The sequence below is a fragment of the Pseudomonas sp. R84 genome, assembly GCF_009834515.1.
Classification (GTDB): domain Bacteria; phylum Pseudomonadota; class Gammaproteobacteria; order Pseudomonadales; family Pseudomonadaceae; genus Aquipseudomonas.
Window position 1 is genome coordinate 2341599 of the sequence record NZ_CP019426.1, and the last position, 19714, is coordinate 2361312.

Here is a 19714-nt window from a genome sequence, read left to right on the forward strand (position 1 = left end):
TCGAAAACTCGAGATTTTTGTTGCTGATGGACAGATCCAACGCCACACCCAATGTTCGTCGCCGGCATCGCAGCCTGGCGGAGGACCTGGTCACCGAGCTGTCCCGACGCATTTGCAGTGGTGAACTCGCGCGCGCGACGAAGCTGCCGACTGAATCTCAGGTCATGGCCGAGCACGGCGTCAGTCGCACGGTCGTGCGCGAGGCGATATCGCGTCTGCAGGCAGCAGGCCTGGTGGAAACCCGTCACGGTATCGGCACCTTCGTTCAGGACATTCCCAGCCCAAGCGGTTTTCGCATTGATCCGGACAGCATCGTCACGCTTCAGGATGTCTTGGCGGTGCTTGAGTTGCGCATCACGTTGGAGGTCGAGGCCGCCGGCCTGGCGTGTGCGCGGCGTACCGATGAGCAGCTGCAACTGATGCGTGATTCGCTGGACGCGATCAACTCCCGCGCCGTCAGCGTCGACTATGCCGTGTCGGCGGATTTCCAGTTCCACCAGCAAATTGCGCTGGCCACCGGCAACCGCTATTTCACCGACATCATGCTGCACCTGGGCGCGAACATTCTGCCGCGCACACGCCTGCATTCCAAACGCCTGGAAAATGACCGCAAGGAGCCCTATCTGGAGCGCCTCAGTCGTGAGCATGAAGACATTTACATTGCGATTGTCCGGCGTGATTCCGACGCCGCACGCGCAGCCATGCGCTTGCATCTGTCCAACAGCCGCGAGCGTCTGCGCCGTGCCTACGAGGCCGCAGACGCGGCGGCGTTGAACGTCTGAAGCCTCAGGCGCGGGCCTTGGGTTCAGGCAGGCCTTGAACGCCCGGATTGAGGGCGAACACTCCGCCCGCCAACGGCTGGTCGGCGAGGTCGATGCCTTGCGGGCGAATCGAGGTGACAAACAGGGTGTCGAGCCGAGGGCCACCAAAGGCACACATCGTCGGTTTCTTCACCGGTACCGGCAGCGCGCGATCCAGTTTCCCCTGCGGGGTAAAGCGCAGCACCAGGCCGGCATCAATCGCGCAGATCCAGTAACAGCCGTGTGAGTCGACGGCGGCACCGTCCGGTCGACCGGGGTGGTCGTTCATGTCGACGAACAACCGGCGGTTGTGCGGCGTGCCGCTGTCGATGTCGTAATCGAAGGCCCAGATCAGTTGACGACTCGGGTGCGAATCGGACAGATACAGGATGCTCCCGTCGGGACTGAACGCCAGGCCGTTGGGCACTACGAGGTCCTCCAGTTGCGGCGCGAGCATCGATGCATCATTCGGGTTTTGCGCGTCGTAGCGATACAGCGCGCCGACCGCCTCGGCACCCATGGCGGTTGGCATCGAGCTGACCCAGAAGCGTCCCTGACGATCGCAGCGACCATCATTGAAACGCATGCGCGGGCGGGCGTGCTCGACGCCGATGAGCTTTTCGGCAGCCAGACGTCCGTCAGCCTGCGGGCACAGTTTGAACAGGCCACTTTCCTGCGCGCCCAGCCAATGTCCCGCTTCGCTGCGGGCGATACAGGCGAGCATTTCGTCCGCCTGCCAGCAGTCGGTCTGGCCGTCGAGCTGCCAGCGATGCAAGCGGCCGGCCGGAATATCCACCCAATACAAGGCATTTTCGTCGGCTTGCCAGACCGGGCTTTCACCGGTGGCGTTGCGCGCATCGACAATCAGTTCGGCACTCATGAGTGCGTCTGCGCCGGCGTTTCAAACGGACCTGCAGCGGTAAAGGCGCCACCCTGATACAAGCGGTCGGGGTGGTCGGCAGCGAGTGCCGGTTGTTGTTCGACCTTTGCGCGAAAGGCTTCGGAACTGTCCTGCGGCGCAAAGCCCAGGTGCGCGGCGTAACGGTTGCTCCACCACTGATCACGGTTGGCGGACACCCCGTACACCACGCTGTGCCCGACATCGCTGGCCAATAGTGCGCGGGCGATCAGATGCTCCAGATCGGTATAGCTCAGCCAGGTCGCCAGCATGCGCAGGTTGCGCGGTTCGGGAAATGAGGAGCCGATGCGCAGGCTCACTGTTTCAATGCCATAGCGGTGGAAATAGAACGTTGCCAAGTCCTCGCCGTAAGCCTTCGACAAGCCGTAATAACCGTCCGGGCGACGCGGCGAATGGGCGTCGATCTGTTCGTCCTGCGAGTAGAAACCGGTGACGTGGTTGGAGCTGGCGAAGACGATGCGCTTGACTCCGTGCAGACGCGCGGCCTCATAAACATGAAAGGTGCCGCGAATATTCGCCTCGAGGATTTCTTCGAAGGATCGCTCCACCGAGATCCCGCCCAAATGCACGATGGCATCGACGCCCTCGACCAGCGCGGCGACAGCGGCCTTGTCGCTTAGATTGCAGTTGATCACTTCGTCATGCGTGCCGCGGCTCGGCGCCATCGCACTGATGTCCGAGGCGCGGACGATGTCGGCGTGAACCTGCAGGGTTTCGCGCAGAATCTGGCCGAGCCCACCGGCGGCGCCGGTCAGCAGAATACGGTTGAAGGGTTTGGCTTGCGTAGCGTGTGTGGTCATGGTCGGGTCTTCCATTACGCGGGGGAGAAAGGGGAGCGGCGGGGGGGCTGCCCGACAAGCGATGCGCGCTCGCCAGGCAAAACCAGTGCGCGGCTTACATGAAGTTGTACTGCACGCCCAGACGCCAGCGAGCCTGGCGGTCGGGTGAGGTGGAGTCGACTTTGATGTCGCCGATTTCCATGAAGGGCGCCCATTGTTTGGTGAGCTTGTATTTGACGATCAGGTTCTGTTCGTAGTCGCTCTTCTTGTTGTCGTAGCGGATGTAGTCGGTCTTGAAATAGATGAACTGATATTCGTAGGCCCACTTGTTGGCCGGCGTGTAGCCGAGCCAGCCTTCGAAGCGGTGGGTGGTCTGGTCATCCTTGTAGTGATCGGGCATGTCTTTGTTGACCTGATCGCGATCGAGTTTGCGCAGGTCCAGGCGATAGCGCGTCGCAACGTAAAAGGCGTCGTCGATTTTGTAGTTGTACTTGAGGCCGAACTTGTAGGCGGTCGCATCCTTGGAACTGTCCATCTGAAACGCCGGGGTCAGCGTCGACTGTGCGCTGAGCTTGTAGTTGTAGCTCACCGTGAACTCATGGCCGTTGTTGACCATGTTGTCGTAGGCGACATCTTTGCGGTCACCGGCCGTGCGGTATTTCATCTCCGCCTCAAACCCCAGTCCACTGTCCAGGCGGTAATTGAGCTTGATTCGGTCGGCGTGGGCGCTGTCCTCCTCGGTGTACTGATGGCGGTAGTTGAGGCTGGCAGAGTCAGCGTGGGCAGAGAAGGGCAGGCCGAGGGCCGCGACAGTGACGAGCGTGCGTAGGGTGGTGTTCATACGGTCTTCTTTTTTGTTTTTGTTAGGGTCGTTTGACGAGTACTACAGGCACCGCGATATTGCGTATAGCTCTCATTTGAGGCGCAGATATAAGTTATCGTACGACAAGATGACTCGTCTACGTGATTTTGCTGGTTTAGAAACATATTGATACATATATGCCCTATGAATAGGGTTCTAAAGCAAGTCCTGTTATTCCGTAGTCATCTTTAAATATGGCGCTTTGCTGGACGTTTAGCCGCAAAGGCTTCGATTGGAAGAGGTGTTATTGGGTCTTTTCAAGTGTTGTACGATGACCTATGATCGGTCGCAACCGACGACACTCCTGTCACAAATCCAATAAGAAGGCTCAAGACGTCCATGAGAATCACAGCAGTCAACGTCCAGGTTTTTTCCTATCCCACCCGCCGCGCAGTCGACAGCGCCGGTCATGCTCATCCTGGTGATGTCAGTCAGGCGCAAATGGCGTTGCTGCGCATCCAGACCGAAGACGGCAAGGAGGGTTACGCCCTCGGTGCGCCGGAACTGATTCGTCCTTATGTGCTGGATGGTTTTGTGCGCAAGGTGCTGGTCGGGCAGAACGCCTTTGATCGCGAAAAGATCTGGCATGACCTGGCGCACTGGCAGCGTGGCAGCGCCAGCCAGTTGACTGATCGCGCGCTGGCTTTGGTCGAGCAGGCGTTGTGGGATTGGGCGGGGCGCAAGCTCGGCGTGCCGGTGCACAAGTTGATCGGCGGTTTTCGCGACAAGGTGCCGGCGTACGGCTCAACCATGTGCGGCGATGAATTGCCTGAGGGCCTGGCGACGCCGGAAGATTACGGACGCTTTGCCGAAACGCTGGTCAAGCGCGGCTACAAGGCGATCAAGTTGCACACCTGGATGCCGCCGGTCTCGTTCGCACCGAGCCCGCGCATTGACGTCAAAGCCTGCGCGGCGGTGCGCGAAGCGGTGGGCCCGGACATCGCCTTGATGCTCGACGGTTATCACTGGTACAGCCGCACCGAAGCGCTGTACATCGGACGTGAACTGGAAAAACTCGACTTCGCCTGGTTCGAAGAACCGATGATGGAAGAGTCCGCCGAATCCTATGCCTGGCTGGCGGGGCAACTGGACATTCCGGTGCTCGGCCCGGAGACCCTGTCCGGCAAACACCTGAGCCGGGCCAGTTGGGTCAAGCACGACGTTTGCGACATCCTGCGTGCCGGCGTCGCCGGGGTCGGCGGGATCGGGCCTTGCCTGAAAGTCGCGCACATGGCCGAGTCGTTTGGCATGGATTGCGAAATTCACGGCAACGGCGCAGCCAACCTGACAGTGGTTGGCGCGATCAAGAACTGCACCTGGTACGAGCGCGGTTTGCTGCACCCGTACCTGGATTACGACGAGGTGCCGGCGTACCTCAAGCGCCTGGTCGACCCGATGGACAGCGACGGTTTTGTGCATTTGTCCGACCTGCCGGGTCTGGGCGAAGACATCGACTTCAACTTCATCGAGATGAACACGCTTAAAAGCTTCTGACGTGTACGCGGGCTGCCCGGTGCATGCCGGGTTGTCCGAGAGCCCTATAAATATAAGAAAGGCACTCTCGCTATGAACATTCTTCCTTCGCTGTGGGCGCGGGTTCTGGCGGCTACCCTGACGGTGACCGCGCTACCTGTCGTGCATGCCAAAACCCCGGCCGATCAATTGATCGTCGGCATGAGCATGATCAATCTGCTGTCCCTCGACCCGGCGGCCGCCACCGGCCTGGACGTGTCGGAGATCAATGCCAATCTCTATGACATGTTGCTGGTGCAGGACGTCGCTGCGCCGGATCAGCTGTTGCCGGCACTCGCCGAGCGCTGGCAAGTCAGCGACGACCGCAAGACCCTGACCTTCAATCTGCGCCAGGGCGTGCAATTTCAATCGGGCAACCCGTTGAGCGCCGAAGACGTCGCCTGGTCGTTGCAGCGCGTGCTCAAACTCAATCTCGCATTGGCGTCGACCTGGAAGGCTTACGGTTTTACCGCCGAGAATGTCGAGCGTTCGATGCGCGCGACTGATGCCAATACCTTCGTCATTGAATTGCCGCGCCCCACCGATCCACAGTTGGTGCTCAACACGCTGGCGACCTCGCCAAGTGCCTTCATTCTCGACCGCAAAAAAGTCCTCGAACACCAGAAGAACAATGACCTGGGCGCCGCCTGGCTGGTGACGCACGCCGCCGGCAGTGGTGCCTTCGTGCTCAATGACTGGCGGGCCAACGATGTGATTCTGATGAGCCGTTTCGACGGTTACTGGGGCGGCCCGGCCAAGCTCAAGCGCATTGTCATGCGCAACATGACCGAGTCGCAGTCGTTGCGGCTGATGATCGAGCGCGGTGACCTCGACATCGCCAAAGGCATGTCGGCGCCGGACATTCAGGCCTTGCAGAACAGCGACAAGGTCCGCACGCAAACCCTGCAACGCGGCACGCTGTATTACGTCGCGCTGAGCGTGAAGCAGCCAATGTTTGCCGACGCGCGCGTGCGCAAAGCCGTGCGCTCGTTGATCGACTATCAAGGCATCAACCAGACCGTCATGCCGCACTACGGCGTGATCAATCAGCGGCCGATGCCGTTGGGACTGGCCGCGCGCCTGCCGGATCCCGGTTATCGACTGAATGTCGATGAGGCAAAAAAACTTCTCGCTGACGCCGGTTACCCCAACGGGTTCAAGACCAGCATCCGCGTGCTGGCCGAGCCGCCCTTCATCAACATTGCCTCCAACCTGCAATCGACGCTGGCGCAGGCCGGGATCGAAGCCAGCATCATCACTGGCACCGGTAACCAGATCTACGGCGCCATGCGTGAGCGCAGTTTCGACATCATCGTCGGCCGTGGCGGTGGCGGCGCCGAACGTCATCCCCATTCGAGCCTGCGCACGCTGGTGTACAACCCGGATAACCGTGACGAGGCCAAGCTGAGCAACTTTCAGGGCTGGCGCACTTCGTTCTACAGTCCCGAGTTGAATCAGTTGATCGAGAGTGCCGAAGTCGAGCCCGATGCGCAGAAACAGCAGGCGCAGTATCAGGACATCCAGCAGCAACTCGATCAGCAAGTGGGCGCGATTCTGCCGGTCTCGCAGATGACCGATACGGTGCTGGTCTACGCCGATGTTGCCGATTTTCAAGGGCACACGGCCGCGACCACGCGCTACAAAGACGTCTACAAAAAACGCTGAAATGCACGGATGAACTTCGCGTGCCGGGTGCACCGGTGACCGTTTTATCAGGAGCTGACTATGTTTGTTATGACTGCCTCTGCCATGGGAGCCCGCGCCTCCAATACCGCGCGGCGTGCCAGCACGGTACTGGTGACGTTGCTGGGCCTGTTGGCGCTGACGTTTATCATCGGTCGGGTGATGCCGCTCGATCCGGTGCTGGCGGTGGTCGGGCCGGACGCCGACAGCTCGACCTACGATCAGGTGTACCGGGCGATGGGGCTGGACAAGCCGATCTGGACCCAGTTCGGCCTGTACCTCAATGACTTGCTGCACGGCAATTTCGGCAACGCGCTGTTGACCGGGCACCCGGTGCTCGATGATATCCGCCGAGTGTTCCCTGCCACCATCGAACTGGCGACTCTGGCCATCCTCTTCGGTGTGCTGATCGGTTTGCCGCTGGGCGTCTGCGCGGCGAGTAATCAAGGGCGACTGGGCGATCATGTCGCGCGAGTGATAACCCTGTTCGGCTATTCCACGCCGATTTTCTGGCTGGGCATGATGGGCTTGCTGGTGTTTTACGCCTGGCTCGGCTGGGCCGGTGGCGCCGGTCGCATCGACCTGGCGTACGACGGCATGGTGCCCGAGGTCACCGGGCTATTGCTGATCGATTCGAGCCTGGCCGGTGATTGGGAAGCCTTCGCCAGCGCCTTGCGCCACATCGTCTTGCCGGCGCTGATCCTTGGGCTGAACTCGGTGGCTTACATCAGTCGGATGACCCGCAGCTTCATGCTCGAGCAACTGTCTCAGGAATACATCATCACCGCTCGGGTCAAGGGTTTGTCGCGTCGCCAGGTGGTCTGGGGTCACGCCTTTCGCAACATCCTCGTGCAACTGCTCACAGTGGTGGCGCTGGCTTACGGCTCGCTGCTCGAAGGCGCGGTGCTGATCGAAACGGTCTTTGCCTGGCCGGGTTTCGGCCAGTACCTGACCAGCAGCCTGATGCTCGGCGACATGAACGCGGTGATGGGCTGTGTGCTGGTAATCGGTTTGATTTTTGTCGCGCTCAACCTGATCAGCGATGCCTTGTACAAGGTCTTCGATCCGCGCACCCGTTAACACGCCTGGCTGCGGCACCAAAACTATAAAAACAAGGATTTTTCAATGACGACTGCATTTACCAAACTGCACGCTGGCCTGTTGGCGGCGGTCCTGGCGCTGGTGCCGATGACCCAGGCCAGCGCCAAGACGCCGGCCGATCAACTGATCGTCGGCATGAGCATGGTCAACCTGTTTTCCATCGATCCGGCCAACGCGCCGGGCCTCGACGCTTCCGGCGTCAATGCCAATCTTTACGACACCCTGGTCAAGCGTGATCAGGGCAATCCGGAACAGCATCTGCCGCAACTGGCCGAGCGCTGGACGATCAGCGACGACGGCAAGCAGATAACCTTTCATTTGCGTCAGAACGTGAAGTTTCACTCCGGCAATCCGCTGACCGCTGAAGACGTGGCCTGGTCGTTGTACCGGGTGATGAAACTGAATTTCGGCCTGGCCACGACCTGGAAAGCCTACGGTTATAACGTCGACAACATCCAGTCACTGATCCGTGCCAGCGATGCCCACACGCTGGTTATCGACTTGCCGCAAACCATGGACCCACTGTTATTGATTGACTCGCTGGCGATCTCGCCGAGCGCGGTGGTGATCGATCGCAAAACGGCTTTGGCGCATGAGAAAAACGCTGACCTCGGTGCTAACTGGCTGGTGACCAACGAGGCCGGCAGCGGACCGTTTGTGCTGAGCAAATGGACAGCGAACGACTCGCTGTTGCTGACCCGCTTCGACGGTTATTGGGGCGGTGCTGCCAAGCTCAAGCGCGTGGTGGTGCGGCACATGACCGAATCGCAGTCGCTGCGCCTGATGCTGGAGCGCGGAGACCTCGATCTGGCGTATGGCATGGCCGCACCGGACATCCGCGCCATCGACGGTTCGGAAAAAATCCACGTGCAGTCACTGCCGCGCGGCACCATGTACTACGTCGCGCTGAGCATGAAGCAGCCCGAATTTGCCAACCCCAAAGTGCGCGAAGCGGTGCGCAACCTGATCGACTACAAGGGCCTCGACGAACAGGTGATGCCGTATTACGGCCAGCTGAATCAGCAGCCGATGCAACTCGGTCTGGCGGCGCGCCTGCCGGATCCGGGTTATCACATGGACGTCGCCAAGGCGAAAAAACTCCTCGCCGAAGCGGGTTATCCGGACGGCTTCAGCACGACCATTCGCACATTGTCAGAGCCGCCCTTCATCGACATCGCCGCGCGTCTGCAAGCGACGCTGGCCGAGGGCGGGATCAAGGCCAGCATCGTCAACGGCACTGGCAACCAGGTGTATGGCGCCATGCGCGCGCGCAGCTTCGACATCATCGTTGCGCGCGGGGCCGAGCGCTATCCGCATCCGTATTTCAGCCTGCGTACGTTTGCCTACAACCCCAACAACAGCGATGACGCCGGCCTGCCGAATTTCCAGGGCTGGCGTGCGTCGTTTTTCAGCCCGCAGCTTAATAGCCTGATAGATCAGGCCGGGGTCGAACGCGATGCCGGCCAGCGCCTGAACCTGTATCACCAGGCACAGAAAATCTACGACGAGCAGGTCGGCCCGATCATGATGATTTCGCAGATGACCGACACCGTGGTCAGCGCCGCCGACGTCAAGGGTTTCGCCGGTGATGATGCCGAGGCGACGCGTTATCTGGGTGTCTACAAACAACGCTGAACGCTGAACGCTGCCCGGTGCGTCGGCGTACGCGCCGGGTGATCCTCAATTCAATCCGAGAACATGCCCATGATTGCCAACATGTCTTCTACTGATTCGAGCGCCAAGCGGCGGTCGGATCGTACCCCCGGATCCAGCTTCGACGCCTTCTGCAAAAGTGCCCTGAAAGTCTTGCGGCACCTGCTGCGCAACCCGATGACCCTGGCCGGATTGCTGGTCGCGCTGGTGCTGGTGGTGGTGGCGTTGTTTGCGCCGTGGATCGCTACCCATGATCCGGTGGCGCAAAACCTCGCCAATGCCCTGCAGGCACCGGGCGCCGCGCACTGGTTCGGCACCGATGAATACGGCCGGGATATCTTCAGTCGGCTGGTCTACGGCTCGCGCATCACGCTGTACATCATCACCCTGGTGACCGTGATCGTCGGCCCGATCGGGCTGTTTATCGGCACCGTCTCCGGCTACTACGGTGGTGTTGTCGACACGGTGTTCATGCGCCTGACCGACATCTTCATCTCCTTTCCCAGCCTGGTGCTGGCGCTGGCATTTATCGCGGCGCTCGGTCCGGGCCTGGAACACGCAGTGGTAGCGATTGCGCTGACGTCGTGGCCGCCGATTGCGCGACTGGCGCGGGCTGAAACCCTGTCGTTGCGCAAGGCTGACTTCGTCGTGGCGGTCGAGCTGCAAGGGGCTTCGTCCACGCGAATCATCCTGCGGCACATTGTGCCGATGTGCATGTCGTCGGTGATCATCCGCCTGACCATGAACATGGCCGGGATCATCCTCACCGCAGCGGCTTTGGGCTTTCTCGGCCTCGGTGCGCAAGCGCCGTCGCCGGAGTGGGGCGCGATGATTTCCACCGGGCGCCGCTACATGCTCGAGTGCTGGTGGCTGGTGGCTGTTCCGGGGGCCGCAATCATGTTGGTCAGCCTGGCTTTCAACCTGTTGGGCGACGGCCTGCGGGACATTCTTGATCCGCGCAGCGAGTAATCGGAGGCTGTATGTCTGCAATCAAATTGAACGTCGAAGGGCTCAATGTGCGCTTCGTCAATGCTCAGAAAGAAACCCATGCCGTGCGCGACGTGTCCTTCACCCTCGGGCGGGAAAAACTCGCCATTGTCGGTGAGTCGGGCTCGGGCAAATCGACGGTCGGTCGCAGCTTGCTGAAGCTGCACCCGGCCAGCGCGCGGATCACCGCCAAGGCAATGCAGTTCGGTGAAGTCGATCTGCTGTCAGCCGGCGAAAAGGTCATGCAGAAGATTCGTGGTCAGCGCATTTCGATGATCATGCAGGACCCGAAATACTCGCTGAACCCGGTGGTCAAGGTCGGCGATCAGATTGCCGAGGCGTATCTGGCGCACCACAAGGCCAGCCGCAGCGAGGCCCGCGAGCGGGTGCTGGAAATGCTCGAAAAGGTGCATATCCGTGATCCGCAACGGGTCTACAACCTTTACCCGCATGAGGTTTCCGGTGGTATGGGTCAGCGCATCATGATCGCGATGATGGTCATCACCCGGCCACAGGTGATCATCGCCGACGAGCCGACCTCGGCCCTTGATGTGTCGGTGCGTCAGCAAGTGCTCAACGTGCTGGAAGAACTGGTCGAACAGCAGGAAATGGGTCTGATTTTCGTCAGTCACGACCTCAACCTTGTGCGCAATTACTGCGACCGCGTGTTGGTGATGTACGCCGGCAGGGTGGTCGAATCGCTCGCCGCCGGTGACCTGCAACATGCGCAACATCCCTATACCCGCGGCCTGATGGCGGCGTTGCCGAGCATGGACAACCGTCGCGAACGGTTGCCGGTGTTGCAACGCGATCCACTGTGGCTGACTTGCTGAGGAATCGACCATGTCCATGATCCAAGCACACGCGCTGAACCTGAGTTTCGGCGCCGGCCCGGCCCTCAATCAGGTGCTGCACGACGTCAGCCTCAGTGTCGCCGACGGCGAATCCTTCGGCCTGGTAGGGGAGTCCGGCTCCGGCAAGACCACGGTATTGCGCTGCCTGGCCGGGCAGTACCGGCACTGGACCGGCGAGTTGAGCATTGCCGGCGCGCCGCTGCAGCACAAGATTCCCAAGGAACATTTCCGTCAGGTGCAGATGGTGTTCCAGGACCCTTACGGCTCGCTGCATCCGCGCCACACCGTCGACACGGCCCTGCGTGAGCCGCTGATTATTCACGGCGTGCGCGACAAGGACGACCGGATCAACGAGATCCTGCTCAAGGTCGGTCTGAACGACAGTTACCGTTTTCGCTATCCGCATCAGTTGTCCGGTGGCCAGCGCCAGCGCGTGGCGATTGCCCGTGCGCTGATTCTCGAGCCGCGCGTGTTGCTGCTCGATGAGCCGACTTCGGCGCTGGATGTCTCGGTGCAGGCGGAGATTCTCAATCTGCTGGCGGATTTGCGCCGGCGCGAGAAACTCACCTACCTGATGGTCACTCACGATCTGGGCGTGGTCACGCATCTGTGTGATCGGGTGGCGGTGATGCAGCTGGGCAAGATCGTGGAGCTGCTCGACAGTCAGGCGCTCAGCCAGGATCTGGCAAGCCACGCCTACACGCGGATGCTGGTACAAGCCAGTCGTGATTTCAGCCAGGAATCGGCGCGCCAGCTCGCTGGTTGAGCCGATCCATCAAGGAGCGCGACATGCCGCATTGTCTTATCGATTGCCCGCAAAGCCTGGCCCAGCGTGTCGGCGAGCAAACCCTGCTCGCTGCCGTGCATGACGCCCTCGATGCCTTCGGCCTGTTCAAGGCCGGGGACATCAAGGTGCGCCTCAACACGTTCGAGCATTACCGCTGCGGTGCGGGCGCGGACGATTTTGTCCATGTCGTCCTGTCGGTGTTGTCCGGGCGCAGTGCTGAACAGCGCCGGCGTCTGGCCTCGGCGACCGTGGCGGCGCTGGTCGCTTTGCTGCCGGACGTCGAATCGCTGTCGATGGAGGTTGTGGAAATGCCCCGCGAGACGTTCGTCAACCGCAGCCAATATTTGCAAGAAGCCGGATTGTCGGCCTGAACAAGGAGTGCTCATGCCTTATCGATATGTTGTTCCGACGCAGCGCAAAAAGCCTTTGGCCTTGTCGCTGGCAGCCACGTTGACGCTGGTTTGCAGTGTGCCGTCGTGGGCGCTGGAGGCGCCGGTAAAACTGCAGGTGCCGACGCTGGCCTACGATGATCAGCAGATCATCCTGGTCTGGGAGAAGCCCGCCGATCACGCCGATATCAGCGACTACCGGGTCTACGCCAACGGTGTGTTGCTGGGCGGCAGCAACGCCAACAATTACCGCGTCTCGCCGGCCAAACCTTACATTGATCGATTCTACGAACAGGATGTTGCCGGTTTTCATCATCGCATTGGCATTCACAGTTACACCGCGCAAGGCTTGAAAGCGGATACGGCCTATCGATTCACCGTGCGTTCGGTGGGCACCGATGGCACAGAGTCGGCCGACAGTCCGGCCGTTGTACAACGGACGAGCAAGGTCGCCGCCGTGTTCGATGTGAGGAAATATGGGGCCAAGGGTGACGGCAAAAGCCTCGATACTTTGGCGATACAGAACGCCATCGACGCCTGCACCCCCGGCTGCAAAGTATGGTTGCCCAAGGGCACCTATAAAAGCGGGGCGCTTTACCTGAAGAGCAACATCACCGTGGAAATCGCCGAGGGTGCAACGCTGTTGGGTTCCGAGCGTGCCGAAGACTATCCGTTGGCTGGCTACATCCAGTATCCGTATTCGAGCACCGTGCGCCCGGCGTCGCTGATCAACGCCTTGCCGCGCGATCCGCGGCAGCACCAGTCGTTCGAAAACATCCGTATCGTCGGCAAAGGCACGATTGACGGCAACGGCTGGAAACGCCGCGCTGATGTCGTCGACGAACGCGGTCAGCCATTGCCGTTCTACCTGCCCAGCGACAACACCCGCTACCAGCAGGACGGCATTCTGGCCAAGGCGCAAGTCGAGCAAGCGGTGGCGCGCGGCATGAACGTCAAGGACGCCTACGGGCAGATGCGCTCGTCGCTGATCACCCTGCGCAACGTCAAAAACGTGTTCTACGGCGGTTTCACCGTGGTGAACCCGGCCTTCCACGGAATCATGAACCTGGAAACCGAAAACGTAGTGCTGGCCAACACCACGCATAAAACCTACGACGCCAATAACGGCGACGGCATCGAATTCGCCAACAGCAAGGGCGCAATGGTCTTCAACAACTTCTTTGATACCGGCGATGACTGCGTCAATTTTGCTGCGGGTACCGGGGCGGATGCCGTGCAGCAAAAGCCGCAGGAAGATGCCTGGATCTTCAATAACTACTTTCGCAAGGGTCACGGCATGGTGGTTGCCGGCAGCCATACCGGCGCGTGGATTCAAAACATCCTCGCCGAAGACAACGTTTCCGATGGCACCGATGCCGGCCTGCGCATGAAGAGCACCAACTTCATGGGCGGCGGCGCGCGTAACGTGATCTTCCGCGACTCGGCGATCCGCAATACGCTCAAGCAGGCGTTCATTTTTACCCTCGACTACAACGATCCGAATGCCAAGCTGGATTACCAGCGCTCAACCATTCCCGGGCAATTCCGTGATATCCGCATCGCCGACGTGAGCATCGAAAATGCCCAGGGCAAAGCGATCGAGGTCAAGGGCGACAGTCAGCACAATGCCTGGCATCAGGGATTGGTGTTCGAGCGCGTGCGCTTCAGTGGTCCGGCACAGGCGCAGATCGACGGGTTGAAGGATTCGCTGTTCGACCATGTGTCGTTCAGCGAGTACGGTGCTGCCAACCCGTGGCAAGTCACCGGGAGTGTCGGGCTGACGTTCAAGGATGTGCAGCCACCACCACCGTAGAACCCTGATCAAGGTTTCGGCGATTTACCGAGGTCTTCCGAGTCGCTTGAAGTGGCTGCATCTTTTGCCGTTTCATGCGACTCGGCGCCGGAGTTCGAGCCCGACGCCTCTTCACCTTTCTTGTCGGCCTTGTCTGCGTTGGATTGAGCTTTGCCGGCTTGATTCACGCCGGGAAGCGCGGTGGGCGGCGCGGCAGACTCGTCAGCCGTCTTAGCGGCTGCCGAGGCGAAAAGCGGGCAGGCCGCGAGCAGGCTGGCCAAGGTGATCGCTGCAATTTTGCTGTTCATGATGGTCGTCTTCCGGTCGAGGCGGATGGTGATCATTGGAGGCGCCCGGCAAGCGAAGGTGCCCGCTGCTGGACGGGCGGTCAGTCGCTGCTGTTCGCATCACGCGAGGTCGACGATCTGGCTCCACTCAAGCCCGAACCGGCCGAGTGAGCGAGGTGTTTTTGCCGGATCGCATCGATTGTCGGGTGGAGGGCGCGGGTCGATTGCGTGTTGAGGTCAGCGCCAATTGATAGTCAGCCTAGGGGCGGTGGGATTTCATCAGGAAACCCCACTGCCTTTTTTACGTCCGTAAAAAATCGCGAAAGGCGGCAAATTGCTGGCCCCCGGATTTTTGCTTCCCCGGCAAAATCGCCTTTTTTCAGAAGGTTAGGTTGGCTTATGCGGACGATTGTCATCACCGTTGCAACGCTTTCCCTGGCTGTTTTCGCGGTGGGAGTGCAGGCGAAAGAGCTGAGTAAAAGCCATCGCTTTGCCTGCACCTGGGGCTCGGACATTGCTGCCGGTGCCCAGCAATCGAAGTTGGCGGGCGTCTCGCTGTACGGCGCACGCAAACAATTGCAGGTGCGCCGGTTCCAGCAACCGTGGATGCGCATGACCGCGATGGGGATTACCGAGCAAACCTACAACAGCACGTCGAAGCTCAAGCCTGCGGCGGTCAAACAGACGTATTACGAACAATGCGTACGCCACGAACTGGCCCAGCGATAACGTAGAAAGCCCAATCTTTTCAGGTTGGGCTTTTTCATGCCTGAGGAAATGTCAGGGTTACTTTTCGCTCTCGCAATTGACCATCCACGATACGCCAAAACGATCCACCAGCATGCCGAAGCGCACCGCCCAGAAGGTCGCTTCCAGCGGCATATCGACGCGACCGTCCTTGGCCAGAGCGTTAAACACCTGCTCGGCTTCAGCAATGCTGTCGACATTCAGTGAAATCGAGCAGCCGCTCATGCCCTGAGTCGGGCGGTCGGGCGTGGTGTCCGAGGCCATGATCATCTGATCACCCACTTTCAAACAGGTGTGGATGATCAGAGAGTGATGCTCTCTGGGCACATGTTCGGCGGCAGGTGTTTCGCCGAACGTCATCATCGCCTCAAGCTTCCCTTGCAAAGCTTGCTCGTAAAAGGTGAAGGCCTCACGGCAGTCACCATTGAAGATCAGGTACGGGTCGATTCTCATGTCTCTGCTCCCGGCAGTCAGGCGCGGAGCGTGGCGGGGGGGCGCCGGGTTCCGCGTAGGGCGGTTAAAACATAGCAGAGCGTTGGACGCCGGAAAGGCCTGAGTCTTCCAGATGTTTTTGTTCTGAAAAGCGCGTCGACAATAACGCGCTCGTCGTTTGAAGTTCAGTCGTAGCGCTGGAGTACCATAACGCACCGCCATCGCCTGCCGAGTCCAATGCCCCATGCCTGATCTATCGCGTTTCACCTCTTTTTTCGATCAGGCGCTGCGAGCCTTGCGGCTGGTTTGGGGGACCTCGCGAGGCTTGTTTCTGGGGCTGGTGCTGGCAACGTTGGTGGCCGGGTTGCTGCCGGCACTGGCGGCATGGTTGGGGCAGCAGATTGTCGATGCCGTGGTGGCGGCGATGCAGTTGCACGCGCAACACGGCAGTGCGCCGCTGTGGCCGGTGTTGCGTTATGTGTTGTTGGAGGCCGGGGTGTTGGCGCTGTTGTCCGGTACACAACGGGCACTGTCGGTGCAGCAGTCGTTGTTGCGGGTGCAACTGGGGCAGAAGGTCAATACGCTGATCCTGGAAAAAGCGCAGACCCTGTCACTGGTGCAGTTCGAGAACTCCGAGTTCTACGACAAACTCGTGCGCGTGCGTCGCGAAGCGTCGACCCGGCCACTGGCGCTGGTCATGAAGTCGTTGGGCTTGATTCAGAACCTGATCATGCTGATCAGCTTCGGTGTGCTGCTGGTGCACTTTTCCCCTTGGGCGCTGGTGCTGCTGGTGGTCGGTGCGTTGCCGGTGTTCTTTGCCGAGGCGCATTTTTCCGGTGACGCCTTTCGGTTGTTCACCCGCCGCGCGCCGGAGAGTCGGCAGCAGAATTACATCGAAACCTTGCTGTCCCACGAAACCTATATCAAAGAGGTCAAGCTGTTCGGCTTTGCACCGTTGTTGCTGCAACGCTACCGCGACACGTTCGCCAGGCTGTATGCCGAAGACCGGCGTTTGACACTGCGGCGCGATGGCTGGGGTTTCGGCCTCGGCCTGCTCGGTACTGCGGCATTTTACGTGGCCTATGCCTGGGTGGTGATCGATGCCGTGCATGGCCAGATCAGCCTCGGCCAGATGACCATGTATCTGGTGCTGTTCAAGCAAGGCCAAAGTGCGGTGAGCAGCAGTTTGAGTGCGATCAGTGGCCTGTACGAAGACGGCCTCTATCTGACCAGTCTTTATGAATACCTGGCCGAACCGGTGCAGGCGGATACCGGCCACCTGACGGTTGGAGCGTGCCCGGGCGATGGTTTGCGTTTCGAAAACGTCGGTTTCCGTTATCCCGGTGCCAGTCGGCCAGCACTGGAAAACATTGACCTGCAACTGATGCCAGGCCAGAGCATGGCGCTGGTCGGCGAGAACGGTTCTGGCAAGACCACGCTGATCAAGTTACTGACCCGGCTCTACCGCCCTGATCAAGGGCGCATTCTGCTCGACGGCAGCGATTTGCAGGATTGGCAGGAGACCGCATTGCGTCGGCGTATTGGCGTAATTTTCCAGGACTATATTCGCTACCAGTTCAGCGTCGGCGAAAACATCGGCGTCGGCGACACCTTGGCGTTCAACGATTCGCAACGATGGAAAGAGGCGGCTGCCCAAGGCATGGCGGCGCCCTTTATCGAAGGACTGGACAAGGGCTATGCCACGCAGTTGGGACGCTGGTTTGCCGGTGGCCAGGAATTGTCTGGCGGGCAGTGGCAGAAGATTGCCTTGTCCCGCGCGTACATGCGCCGTGAGGCCGACATTCTGATCCTTGATGAGCCGACTTCGGCGCTCGACCCGGCAGCTGAAGCCGCGGTGTTCGAGCATTTCAGCCAGCACAGCGAAGGGCGCATGACCTTGCTGATTTCCCATCGCTTTTCCAGCGTGCGCAATGCCGACCACATCATCGTGCTGCAACAAGGCCAAATCCTCGAGCAGGGCGGCCACGATCAACTGATAGCCGCTGCCGGGCATTACGCGCAACTGTTTGATTTGCAGGCGCGCGGCTACCGTTAAGTGTCCCGTCCGCTGCGCACGGTTGTCGGCCCGGCCACCCTAGGGACGGGCTTGCTCTGCATCAGGCTGTCGAGCGCCTTGCGGTAATTCTGCCCGCCGAGCGCCATGCTGTTGTTGTGCGTCGCGCCAGGCACCAGCAACAGGCGTTTGGGTTGTTGCGCGGCGTTGAACAATTGCTCACTGAAACGTGGTGGCACGAAAGCGTCAGCCAGACCGTGCACCACCAGCAGCGGCATGTGAATGTCGGCGATCTTGTCGATCGAATCGAATTTCTGCGACAGCAGCCATCGTACCGGCAGTGAAGTGTTGGCCACGGACGCGGCGACATCCGCCAGCGTGGTGAAGGTGGACTCGATCACCAGTCCGCGCACTGGCAGTGCGGAATGATCGCGGGCGGCTGTTTGCCCGAGTTCCGCCGCCAGATCGATCGCCACGGCGCCGCCCAGGGAGTGCCCGTAGATCAGGCGTTTGGCCGGATCCGGTTGCAGCAGCTTGAAGCGCTCCCACGCTACTCGCGCATCTTCGTAAACACTGCTTTCCGACGGCAGATCACCGTGGCTCTTGCCAAAACCACGGTAGTCGATGGCCAGCACCGAATAACCCGCCGCGCGCAATTGTTCGATGCGGAACAGTTGCCCGGTGAGGTTCCAGCGTACGCCGTGCAAATAAAGAATGGCCGGCGCACTGGCCTTTTCCGCCGGCCACCACCAGGCATGAATGTTCTGCCCGGCCTTGAAACTCTTCGGTTGCAGGTCGAGTTCCTGCACGCTGCCGGGCAAGCCGTGATACCAGCCGGCGGTGCCCGGCTCAATGCGAAACAGCAATTTGCGCTCGGTGTGTTGCAGCACACCACAACTCGCCGGCACGCCGATAATCAGCGCGGCCATGCAGGCGAACGCCAAACGGCGGCGTCGTAGACGCGTCATGAAGGACTGGAACATTAAACGTTTCACCAAGGCGCAGCCAAAGAACGCTTTTTACCAGATGGCTCGGCCTGCGCGTGAATTTTTCGACCACCGCCCCGGCGCAACGATTACCAAATGCTGCAAGGACTCACACGACCTGCAGAACGATCTTGCCGATATGGTCGCCAGCCTCCATGTGCGCGTGGGCCTGAGCCGCGTCGTTGAGTGAATAAACCTTGTCGATCATCGGCAGGCAGCGCCCGGCAGACAGTGCCGGCCATACGTGCTCACGCAGTTGATCGGCAATCGCGGCTTTTTCGGCAGCGGTGCGGGCGCGAAGGAGAGATCCGGTAATGACCGCGCGTTTGGCCATCATCGCCAGCAGATCAAAGTCATTGGCCCGTGCGCCGCCAAGGAAACCGAGCATGACCAGACGGCCATCCATCGCCAGGGCGCTGACGTTATCGTTGAGATACGAGCCTCCCATGATGTCGAGGATCACATTCACACCTTGGCCAGCAGTTTTATCGGCGATGACCTGTGCGAATTTCTCATCGCGGTAATTGATCGCTTCGCCACCCAGATCGCGAATTGCCGCGCATTTGTCCGGGCTGCCGGCGGTGGCAAACGCTTCTATACCGAACTCGCGGCAAAGCATCAGCGCAGTAGTGCCTATACCGCTGGTGCCACCGTGAATCAGCGCGCGTTGACCACGGCTGGCGCCGCCAAGGCCGAACAGGTTGGCCCACACGGTGAAGAACGTTTCCGGGATCGCGGCCGCCTGGACCCAGTCCACGCCATCAGGAATCGGCAGGGTTTGGCCGGCCGGTACGGCGCAGTATTCGGCATAACCGCCGCCATTGGTCAACGCGCAGACTTTGTCGCCCACGGCGAATTGACTGACACCCGCCCCGAGTGCAACGACTTCGCCGGCAACCTCCAGCCCGGGGATCGGGTTCATGCCGGGTTTCATCGGGTATTTACCGGCACGCTGCAAGGCGTCCGGCCGGTTGATCCCGGCGGCGTGTACGCGGATCAGCACTTCGCCTTGTGCCGCGACCGGCAGCGGCACGCGTCGCGGTTGCAAGACTTCGGGGCCTCCGGGTTCGGTAATTTCGATTCGGGTCATTTCATTGGGCAGGGACATATCGTTTCTCTTGGCTTGAGTT

The 19714-nt window shown here is 60.3% G+C and carries 19 protein-coding genes; 12 read left to right on the forward strand and 7 right to left on the reverse strand.

All coding sequences use genetic code 11. The annotated features are described in order from the left end of the window. The first annotated feature begins 26 nt into the window (after positions 1-26). Entirely contained in the window at positions 27-782 is a 756-nt protein-coding gene (locus PspR84_RS10485) for a FadR/GntR family transcriptional regulator (protein ID WP_038364752.1), read from the forward strand. 4 nt (positions 783-786) lie between these two features. On the opposite strand, the gene PspR84_RS10490 is transcribed toward PspR84_RS10485, so the two are convergent. From PspR84_RS10490 to PspR84_RS10500, 3 genes are all read right to left on the reverse strand, one after another. Then, positions 787-1680, reverse strand: coding sequence for an SMP-30/gluconolactonase/LRE family protein (locus tag PspR84_RS10490; RefSeq protein ID WP_160057186.1), 894 nt, complete (start codon positions 1678-1680; stop codon positions 787-789). After that, the gene (locus tag PspR84_RS10495) at positions 1677-2519 is read right to left on the reverse strand and encodes an NAD(P)-dependent oxidoreductase (protein ID WP_160057187.1); all 843 of its coding nucleotides are present in this window, start codon (positions 2517-2519) and stop codon (positions 1677-1679) included. The genes PspR84_RS10490 and PspR84_RS10495 overlap by 4 nt, the downstream gene beginning before the upstream one ends. A 94-nt stretch (positions 2520-2613) precedes the next feature. Beyond that, positions 2614-3339 (reverse strand): oligogalacturonate-specific porin KdgM family protein, encoded by a 726-nt coding sequence (locus PspR84_RS10500; RefSeq protein WP_064120156.1) that lies wholly within the window; start codon positions 3337-3339, stop codon positions 2614-2616. A 360-nt stretch (positions 3340-3699) separates the two neighbouring features. Here PspR84_RS10500 and PspR84_RS10505 point away from each other — a divergent pair, with 360 nt between their 5' ends. The 9 genes from PspR84_RS10505 (at position 3700) to PspR84_RS10545 (ending at position 14139) form a co-directional block, all read left to right on the forward strand. Beyond that, on the forward strand, positions 3700-4854 hold the full coding sequence (locus PspR84_RS10505; protein WP_008079679.1) for a mandelate racemase family protein: 1155 nt from the start codon (positions 3700-3702) through the stop codon (positions 4852-4854). 72 nt (positions 4855-4926) lie between these two features. After that, complete coding sequence (locus tag PspR84_RS10510; protein ID WP_158833048.1) at positions 4927-6537, forward strand: ABC transporter substrate-binding protein; 1611 nt, start codon at positions 4927-4929, stop codon at positions 6535-6537. Between the two features lie 60 nt (positions 6538-6597). Further along, a complete protein-coding gene (locus PspR84_RS10515) occupies positions 6598-7635 on the forward strand; it encodes an ABC transporter permease (RefSeq protein ID WP_026000815.1) in 1038 nt (345 codons plus the stop codon). Positions 7636-7680: 45 nt separating this feature from the next. After that, entirely contained in the window at positions 7681-9291 is a 1611-nt protein-coding gene (locus PspR84_RS10520; RefSeq protein ID WP_160057188.1) for an ABC transporter substrate-binding protein, read from the forward strand. A 69-nt stretch (positions 9292-9360) separates the two neighbouring features. After that, positions 9361-10278, forward strand: coding sequence for an ABC transporter permease (locus tag PspR84_RS10525; RefSeq protein WP_034152645.1), 918 nt, complete (start codon positions 9361-9363; stop codon positions 10276-10278). A gap of 11 nt (positions 10279-10289) precedes the next feature. Beyond that, positions 10290-11129, forward strand: coding sequence for an ABC transporter ATP-binding protein (locus PspR84_RS10530; protein WP_026000816.1), 840 nt, complete (start codon positions 10290-10292; stop codon positions 11127-11129). Between the two features lie 10 nt (positions 11130-11139). After that, on the forward strand, positions 11140-11916 hold the full coding sequence (locus tag PspR84_RS10535; RefSeq protein ID WP_160057189.1) for an ABC transporter ATP-binding protein: 777 nt from the start codon (positions 11140-11142) through the stop codon (positions 11914-11916). Between the two features lie 23 nt (positions 11917-11939). After that, positions 11940-12308 (forward strand): 5-carboxymethyl-2-hydroxymuconate Delta-isomerase, encoded by a 369-nt coding sequence (locus PspR84_RS10540; protein ID WP_160057190.1) that lies wholly within the window; start codon positions 11940-11942, stop codon positions 12306-12308. Positions 12309-12321: 13 nt separating this feature from the next. Beyond that, positions 12322-14139 carry a glycoside hydrolase family 28 protein gene (locus PspR84_RS10545; RefSeq protein WP_160057191.1) on the forward strand — a complete coding sequence of 606 codons (1818 nt, stop codon included), beginning with the start codon at positions 12322-12324 and terminating at the stop codon, positions 14137-14139. Between the two features lie 8 nt (positions 14140-14147). Here the strand turns inward: PspR84_RS10545 and PspR84_RS10550 are convergent, their stop codons facing one another. Beyond that, the gene (locus tag PspR84_RS10550; RefSeq protein ID WP_160060068.1) at positions 14148-14426 is read right to left on the reverse strand and encodes a hypothetical protein; all 279 of its coding nucleotides are present in this window, start codon (positions 14424-14426) and stop codon (positions 14148-14150) included. A 378-nt stretch (positions 14427-14804) separates the two neighbouring features. Here PspR84_RS10550 and PspR84_RS10555 point away from each other — a divergent pair, with 378 nt between their 5' ends. Then, complete coding sequence (locus tag PspR84_RS10555) at positions 14805-15134, forward strand: hypothetical protein (RefSeq protein WP_160057192.1); 330 nt, start codon at positions 14805-14807, stop codon at positions 15132-15134. Between the two features lie 57 nt (positions 15135-15191). Here PspR84_RS10555 and PspR84_RS10560 read toward each other — a convergent pair whose 3' ends face one another. Next, positions 15192-15605, reverse strand: a complete 414-nt coding sequence (locus PspR84_RS10560) for a VOC family protein (RefSeq protein WP_160057193.1) — start codon at positions 15603-15605, stop codon at positions 15192-15194. 223 nt (positions 15606-15828) lie between these two features. Here PspR84_RS10560 and PspR84_RS10565 point away from each other — a divergent pair, with 223 nt between their 5' ends. Continuing rightward, positions 15829-17640: an ABC transporter ATP-binding protein gene (locus PspR84_RS10565; RefSeq protein ID WP_160057194.1), complete on the forward strand. Its 1812-nt coding sequence runs from the start codon at positions 15829-15831 to the stop codon at positions 17638-17640. Here PspR84_RS10565 and PspR84_RS10570 read toward each other — a convergent pair. Both PspR84_RS10570 and PspR84_RS10575 read right to left on the reverse strand, forming a co-directional pair. Continuing rightward, positions 17637-18581: an alpha/beta fold hydrolase gene (locus PspR84_RS10570; protein WP_160057195.1), complete on the reverse strand. Its 945-nt coding sequence runs from the start codon at positions 18579-18581 to the stop codon at positions 17637-17639. The two genes, PspR84_RS10565 and PspR84_RS10570, sit on opposite strands and share 4 nt — an antisense overlap. 112 nt (positions 18582-18693) lie before the next feature. After that, positions 18694-19692, reverse strand: a complete 999-nt coding sequence (locus PspR84_RS10575; RefSeq protein WP_160057196.1) for an NAD(P)H-quinone oxidoreductase — start codon at positions 19690-19692, stop codon at positions 18694-18696. Between the last annotated feature and the right edge of the window lie 22 nt (positions 19693-19714).